Below are 7,320 nucleotides of genomic sequence, written 5' to 3'. Positions count from 1 at the left end.
CTCCTGAACGGTATTTTTCAGCCAGCGGAATGGCTCGCTCGAAGTACTCTTGTTTGATAATAGGGATAAACTCCATTCGGTCACCACGCTTAAAGGCATCCAGATAACCTCGTAGTCTGTCGACGTCACCTTTTAATACACAGGCCATAATATGCTTTGGTTGCCACCCAGCTGGAGGAAAACCTGTGATTTTTTCGTAGCATCGAGCAAACTCTGTCGCAACGACCTCCTGCTGGCTTTGTTGCTGAAACCACTCAAAGCATCGTTCAACTAACTCGTCAATCTGCTCCTTATAAATAACACCCTCTCTCGCTGGCAGCTTGAACTGAGGCCCTGCAACAAAAGTAGGGGTAGCTTTTTTGTCTGGATAAAAAATAGGCCGGTATAGCTTTAATAACCAAGGAAGGGTCATTGATGGCATACCTAACAATGTTCTCGTGCTTCCTGTGCCGAAAGTGCCTGGAAAAAAGGCTAGGTAGCCCTCATCATCGTCTTTTAAGATGAATTCCCAGTCACTATCAACTTTCTTCGCCTTATATTGCCCCTTTAAATACTTAATGATTTCTGCTTTTTTCATTGATTAACCTCCTACCCCCCTCGGTTCGGATAACTTTTACAGGAATACCATTTGGGTAACCTAACTCCGCAAGCGTTCCGCCTGCTTTTCTTGGATCCAGCACTCTCATTAACTCACCAGAAGGCGTTGCATCAGGGGGGGATACGATATTGTGGATTGCCCGCACTATCCACCCCGACCTGTTCGATAACCTTTGATTGGTTCGGTGAAAAGCCTGCGTCACCTGTTTTCACTTCAACAAAATTAACACTACCATCTTGATCCATATGGAATATATCGGGTTTACAGGTTGTTCCACGATTTCCAGTAATTGAACAGTCTAGCGGTGGTTTTGTTGTGGGTGGTTTGTTTGTCCTGCTGCTTGCTGCTGTTTAAGCTGGCATTCACCGTCGGCCCGCCGGCTGCACCCCAGAACGTCTGCGCAACGGTCATGCTACCGCTCTGGGTATCGGTTCCTGAGCGCTGGGTGTCCTGGCTGGCGAGGACATCTAATTCGCCGGTTAGAATATTGAGGTTTTAAAAGAACGGGGCGGTTAAAAGTAGAGCCAAGAATGTTTTTTGACCGTCGGAAACTTAACTTTGCTTAGATAACAAGCAAAAATAAGTTGGTTTTAATACCATTTTCGTGTGAATGATATAAGCGAGACATAACTAAAACATGACGCCTAGACATCCTTTTTATTTAAGAATTATCTTACGGTTTTTTTCTTCGGATCACTGGAATTTCTCCATGACCGGTCGCTTCATATATTTCTAGCCACTCCTCTCCTGAAAATTTACATCTATATAATGTTGTCCATGCTTTACCGTCAACGCTTACTTTTTCCAACAGTTCCGAAAGTTCTGGGACTTGGGAAACTTTTTTTCCCCTGATTTCATCTGGAAATGAAGATGTATCTTTTAACATTCGTACTCCTTACATTATAAGGACCTTAACGCTCCCTATTAGATAGTTTTTCTCTGATTTCAAATCAGTTTATACACGTTCATCAATACGTTAAACTTTCTGTTTGGAAGACTTCAAACGCAAATAAAGCCAGACTCAGCTTCATTCAATATATACCGAATAATCTCTGATGTCAGCTTCACCAATAATTTACACAAGCCGAACTAAAAGGCTTTTATAATCCACTTTCAGTCATCCAATCAGGGGTTATCCATTTCCCGTCTACATTCGGAGCTTTATTAATGAGACTCTAACCTAGATTTAGGCTATTAATCTCACCTAGTTGCCATTACCATCCAAAGGGCGAACTATAATATCTGTAGCACCAACTTCATCAGCCGTCCCATTGTTGATGTTCCACTCTGGAGCCCCACCTTTTGTAGAGCCCCCTTGAACAAAGCCAAAACCTCTCGGTGGATCCGTTTCAATTGGGGTTCTTATTTCCGCTTTTGTTGGATCCTTAAGAGTAAATTCAACGACCACATCTCCGGCTGTGTTTGGCACCGTTCCTTCGTAATCCGTATACAATGATAACTTCTCTTGAGCCTCTCTCGAAGTATTAGTGCTCTTCAAAGCATCACTCGAAGTCACAAAGATTTCATCGGAGTCAGGAGAACCTAAAGTTCCATTTCCATTTTTAAATTTCTCAGCAAATTCCTCAGGCATAACGCGAGAATAACGATTACTATCGGGAAGAGCGTTTACAGCGTCACCCACATTATCCAATGTCTTCGCAGAGTTGGCGAATGCGCCCCCAACAGGCAGGGTAAGAGCCGCTGTTTGCAGGCTTTGGTTAAGGTTGTCCCAGGCCAGCATTTGCCGTGCTTCACCGTTTTTACCGGTTAGGTCGTCCTCTAGTTTCTGAAGCCCTTTCTTCAGCAGCGTTGGATCGTCAACTACAGCCTTTAAACCCTCGTAGCTCTCTTCCAACATGCTGCCGATTGCACCCGCAATCCCTTCTTCTCCGACTTTATCGAAAAAGGCGCCTACGTCTTCTTTCTGCAGCTGGTCATATTTCTGCAGAGCACTGTAGATGCGTTCACCCTCAGCCTGCTTTTCAGGGTCATCTGACCGCCATAAGCTAAGCATGTCGGCTTCAGCCTGGTCTCGGTTATTACAGATATTGGCGTAAAGACACGCATTGTTGTATTCAACGTCTGCCCCGCCTACAGAATGGGATTGTTGCGTCCCTAATTTCACTGTGTTGGTATTGGCAAGGTCGTCGGTCCTCACATCACCTAGGCCGCCGTCCAGCGCGTCATCCAAGCGAGAAGCTAACTGCTCACCTACTAAGCTAGAAACGGCTTCCTGCGTATCGTCATTCTCGCCACCCGTTTGCAGAGTGACGGTTTCATAGACTTCATGACCTAGGGTTTCATTCAGATCGAGTGCATCACCGATGTTTTCCGCATCAATAAAGATGTTACCGTATTCTTCATGCCCTTCTTCAGAAACCGTTGCTCCCTTAACTTCCATTGTTAGGGAGCTGGTAAGTGATTCACTTTCTGTTTCCGAGCCTGCATAGAAGTGAATATCACTCGGGTCGATACCAAACTTCTCTTGCGCCATATGGCCCAGCTCGGCTTCGGCCGCTAAACGCTGGTCCGGGTCGTCACTGGTCAGTCGTGCCAGTAATGCCTGACCTTCGGCGGTGCGCGTCAGGTCATTTTTCAGCTGCGTCATTTTGTGAGTGCTGTCGAGTGACACCCAGAAGTTGCCCACGCCCAGGTCTTTGTTGGTCGCAACCGCCGAGCCGGCATTGTAGGTATCCTCCAGTGCGTCGGATGTATTCTCACCCACCAGCCCCCAGGCATCCGTGCTGGCCACACTGACAACATTATCCTTCCACTGGTTAAGCTGCTCTGAAGGGTTTTCCGCCAAGTTCGTCAGGCTCTCTGCCGCCGTGGTGCTGACGTACAGATTGGTATTCTGGCTGTCGTCTTTGGTGACTTCCTGCGCAAGGTCGGTATCGCGGTTTAAGTCGCTGGTGTCCTGCTCAGTGTTGTCTCTGACAACGATGGTGCCCTCACCCACGGTGGCGCGGTTTGTCTGCGTTTTATCGCGGTCGCTGTAATTACCGCTTGCTGTATAGTTTGTGCCGCTTTCCGTTTGGTTGGTACTGTTGTCATCACCCATGGTGAAGCCAACGTTTAGGTAAGCACTTTCTTCTTGGTCATGGTTTTCAATATCGCTGTAACCGAGCGTGCCGGTGCTCAGGCTTAAGTTACCGGTATCGTTGCCCTCGGCATCCACCGCGGCCAGTAAGGCGCCGGTTAACTGCGTATGGCCGTCAACGGATACATCAACGGTGCCGCCGGTAATGCTGCTGAGTACCGTTTCGGTTTTCCGGTAACGGCCACTGCTGGCGTTAACGCCGCTATCGGCACGAATGTCGATGCTGTCTCTATTGACGGCAGAAAATTATGTGAGGTTTAGATTGTTAAAGAGCTAGGGAATAAACATTCAGGTTGGAAAAGGCCACATTCCATGTCTTTTTAGCTGTTCTTTTCCATTCCAGTCTTGGGGAGGTTTATAACCTCGGCTTGACCACGGAGTACCACGCGCGATCCAAACCTTACGCCACTCTTCATGCGTTACTCCGCAAGCATGATCTGAATGTCCAAACTGAAAACCGCAGCATTGGCACATTTCCTCCGAACCTAATCCATTGCTGTCGTAAGGCTTGATTTCAAGCTCTTCATAGCCGCAAACTGGGCAAGTATATTTAAACTTATCTTCTTTTATGGTCGGTGACTTTCCAGTTTTAACGTATTTAGCTAGCCTATCTAGGGCATTTAACCATTCGGTAGGCGTCTTATAATACTGAGCTTTACGATAAACAGCTAAATCTCCCCAAGCCTTCATTTGGCAATATCCAACGATCGTATTAATTGCTTCTGCTTTAACCTTGGGATCCGTTGATGAGAGTTGCTCACTTAAATTAATTAGGCGTTCGGCTTCACTCTGCATATTAGCTTGTTTAAAAGCTCCAATAATCTCGTCGATAATGTTTTTTTCCATTATTCACGTTCTCCAGTTTTGTTTACGATATCACCGTTCGTAACAACTTGTTGACCTCCTCCGACTGCATTTTCATGAGCCCAAGGTTGCCCTTGCTGCCCCTTAACTTTTCCTTCCAGTAATACCTGATCGCTGCCCAACTCAACTTTATTCTCGACTTCAGCCGTATTAGTGTTTGGTAACGCTAAATTCTTAATGCGCTCTTGTGGCGTACCACCTGCTGAATCTCTAGTTACATAAAAACCACTACCACTTCCTGTTGTTGATTCTGTAATTACAAATTCATCCCCTCTTTCTCCTGAGTAAGCTTTAATTTGACCGTCAAAACTATCAACTGTTGTAGATGCTTGTGAAGTGCTTGCTCCTCTACTTTCCAATAACTGCCTCGCGTTGTTATTTGATATATCAACACCATCCGCTGGTATCCCTCCTTGCTCAGGCAATCCCGATTTTTCTCTTTGTTTTTGGCCGATGTTTTGAAGCGCACTTATCTCGTCATCTAAGCTAGAATTTTGAGTGCCACCATTTTGTAGCTTCTGATTTTCCCAATAACTATCGCCAGGAGCTGGTTTATAAATAGTCTTCGTAGTTCCATCTGGATTATATGACGCAAATGTATTGGTTGCAGGATCATATACTTTCGTAACCCCATTGCTATCAACGATCGTCTCAACACCCGGCGCATTCCGATTATTAAAGAAGTCCTGAGCAAATTCGCCATATTCCGTAGGATCGGTAATACCAAAGTCAGAACCATGACGCTCAACATGATCGATTAGGGTGTCAGGATTACCCCAATTAACAGCCTCGCCTTGCTCATTAACCAAACCATCTTTATAAGCATCATGCTCGGTAGGCGTATCAGGCAATACTTTTCCAGTATCAGTATGCTCTGCTGGATTTTTATAAAAGTCACTATCTTGACCTGCATTCGAGAAGTCCTTGCCGTCAACTACATCAACAACATCATCAACTTTATCCAAAGTCTTCGCAGAGCCAGCCAGTCCTCCACCAACAGGTAAGGTAATAGCGGCTGTCTTAAGGCTTTGGTTAAGGTTGTCCCAGGCCAACATTTGCCGTGCTTCACCGTTTTTACCGGTCAGATCATCTTCAACTTCCTGAAGCCCTTCTTTCAGCAGCGCAGGGTTGTCCGCTACTGCTTTTAAGCCGTCGTAGCTTTCTTCCAGCATGCTGACTATTGCACCCTTAATACCCTCTTCTCCGACTCTATCGAAGAAAGCGCCTACGTCTTCTTTCTGAAGCTGGTCATATTCCTGCAGAACACTGTAGATGCGTTCACCCTCAGCCTGCTTTTCAGGGTCATCTGACCGCCATAAGCTGAGCATATCGGCTTCAGCCTGGTCTCGGTTATTACAGATATTGGCGTAAAGACACGCATTGTTGTATTCAACGTCTGCCCCGCCCACAGAATGAGATTGTTGCGTCCCGGTTTGCACCGTGTTGGTGTTGGCAAGGTCTGACGTATTTACGTCACCCAGGCCGCCGTCCAGCGCATCATCCAGGCGTGAGGCCAGTTGTTCACCCACTAAGCCTGCAATGGCTTCCTGAGAATCGTCGTTTTCACCACCGGTTTGCAGGGTTACGCTTTCATAAACCTCATGGCCCAGAGTTTCATTCAGGTCCAGCGCATCATCGGCGTTCTCCACATCAATATAGATGTTACCGTATTCTTCATGGCCTTCCTCAGAAACCGTCGCTCCCTTAACTTTCATTGTCAGGGTACTGGCAAGTGAATCACTGTCTGTTTCTGAACCGGTGTAGAAATTGATGTCACTCGGGTCGATACCGAACTTCTCCTGCGCCCTATGGCCCAGCTCGGCTTCGGCCGCTAACCGCTGGTCCGGGTCGTCACTGGTCAGTCGTGCCAGTAACGCCTGACCTTCGGCGGTGCGCGTCAGGTCATTTTTCAGTTGCGTCATTTTGTGAGTGCTGTCGAGTGACACCCAGAAGTTACCCACGCCAAGGTCTTTATCCGTCGCAACCGCTGCACCGGCGTTGTAGGTATCTTCCAGTGCATCGGATGCATTCTCACCCACCTGACCCCAGGCATCAGTGCTCGCCACACTGGCAACATTGTCCTTCCACTGGTTAAGCTGCTCTGACGGGTTTTCCGCCAGGTTCGTCAGACTGTCTGCCGCCGTGGTGCTGGCGTACAGGTTAGTATTCTGGCTGTCGTCTTTGGTGACTTCCTGTGCAAGGTCGGTGTCGCGGTTTAAGTCGCTTGTGTCCTGCTCAGTGTTGTCTCTGACCGTTATGGTGCCTTCACCCACGGTGGCGCGGTTGATTTGCTCTTTGTCGTGGTTGTTGTAATGGCCGCTGGCAGTATAGTTTGTGCCGCTTTCCGTTTGGTTGGTGCTGTTGTCATCACCCATGGTGAAGCCAACGTTTAGGTAGGTGCTTTCTTCTTGGTCATGGTCTTCAATATCGCTGTAACCGAGCGTGCCGGTGCTCAGGCTTAAGTTGCCGCCGTCGTTGCCTTCTTCATCGATATTGGCAATAACCGCGCCATCTATCTGGGTATGGCCTTCGGTGCGTATATCCACCGAGCCGCTAGAGCCGTCGGTTGGGCTCTCCCCTGTTAACAGTATTCGTCTACGACAGTAGTTTTACCGTTATTTACCGAATAACTTTTCTCTTAATTGGTTTTGGAGCTCCGCCTCTTCGCCTACTGAACTTTGAAAACAGTGCTCCTGCGCTTCTATTTTGAGAACTCTTCCCAAATCCTCGACTTTACATATGTTTTTTTCACGCAAAC

The 7,320-nt window shown here is 47.3% G+C and carries 7 protein-coding genes; 1 reads left to right on the top strand and 6 read right to left on the bottom strand.

The genetic code is table 11. The annotated features are described in order from the left end of the window. The 4 genes from CWI84_RS11675 to CWI84_RS11665 form a co-directional block, all read right to left on the bottom strand. Nucleotides 1–577, bottom strand: a 577-nt coding sequence (locus tag CWI84_RS11675; protein ID WP_198674523.1) for a DUF6990 domain-containing protein, incomplete at its 3' end; no start/stop codon positions are given. A gap of 282 nt (nt 578–859) precedes the next feature. Continuing rightward, nucleotides 860–1,009, bottom strand: a complete 150-nt coding sequence (locus tag CWI84_RS11735; protein ID WP_157981024.1) for a hypothetical protein — start codon at nt 1,007–1,009, stop codon at nt 860–862. A gap of 262 nt (nt 1,010–1,271) precedes the next feature. After that, nucleotides 1,272–1,484 carry a hypothetical protein gene (locus CWI84_RS11670; RefSeq protein ID WP_126842771.1) on the bottom strand — a complete coding sequence of 71 codons (213 nt, stop codon included), beginning with the start codon at nt 1,482–1,484 and terminating at the stop codon, nt 1,272–1,274. Between the two features lie 318 nt (nt 1,485–1,802). Then, nucleotides 1,803–3,776, bottom strand: coding sequence for a polymorphic toxin type 10 domain-containing protein (locus CWI84_RS11665; protein ID WP_126842770.1), 1,974 nt, complete (start codon nt 3,774–3,776; stop codon nt 1,803–1,805). A 30-nt stretch (nt 3,777–3,806) separates the two neighbouring features. Between CWI84_RS11665 and CWI84_RS11730 the strand changes: the two genes are divergently transcribed. Next, complete coding sequence (locus CWI84_RS11730; protein ID WP_157981023.1) at nt 3,807–3,959, top strand: hypothetical protein; 153 nt, start codon at nt 3,807–3,809, stop codon at nt 3,957–3,959. A 27-nt stretch (nt 3,960–3,986) separates the two neighbouring features. Here CWI84_RS11730 and CWI84_RS11660 read toward each other — a convergent pair whose 3' ends face one another. After that, complete coding sequence (locus CWI84_RS11660; protein ID WP_126842769.1) at nt 3,987–4,544, bottom strand: hypothetical protein; 558 nt, start codon at nt 4,542–4,544, stop codon at nt 3,987–3,989. Further along, nucleotides 4,544–7,108 (bottom strand): hypothetical protein, encoded by a 2,565-nt coding sequence (locus tag CWI84_RS11655; protein ID WP_126842768.1) that lies wholly within the window; start codon nt 7,106–7,108, stop codon nt 4,544–4,546. The genes CWI84_RS11660 and CWI84_RS11655 overlap by 1 nt, the downstream gene beginning before the upstream one ends. Between the last annotated feature and the right edge of the window lie 212 nt (nt 7,109–7,320).

This window comes from Idiomarina tyrosinivorans (genome assembly GCF_003987475.1).
Classification (GTDB): Bacteria; Pseudomonadota; Gammaproteobacteria; order Enterobacterales; family Alteromonadaceae; genus Idiomarina; species Idiomarina tyrosinivorans.
Note: the sequence above shows the minus strand (reverse complement) of the source record. Positions and strands in the feature narration are given on the sequence as shown.

Bases quoted from the DNA above. Each gene is read 5' to 3' on its own strand.
- CWI84_RS11660 (WP_126842769.1), bottom strand. From the start codon at position 4,544: ATGGAAAAAAACATTATCGACGAGATTATTGGAGCTTTTAAACAAGCT.
- CWI84_RS11735 (WP_157981024.1), bottom strand. From the start codon at position 1,009: ATGACCGTTGCGCAGACGTTCTGGGGTGCAGCCGGCGGGCCGACGGTG.
- CWI84_RS11730 (WP_157981023.1), top strand. From the start codon at position 3,807: ATGGCCGTCAACGGATACATCAACGGTGCCGCCGGTAATGCTGCTGAG.
- CWI84_RS11670 (WP_126842771.1), bottom strand. From the start codon at position 1,484: ATGTTAAAAGATACATCTTCATTTCCAGATGAAATCAGGGGAAAAAAA.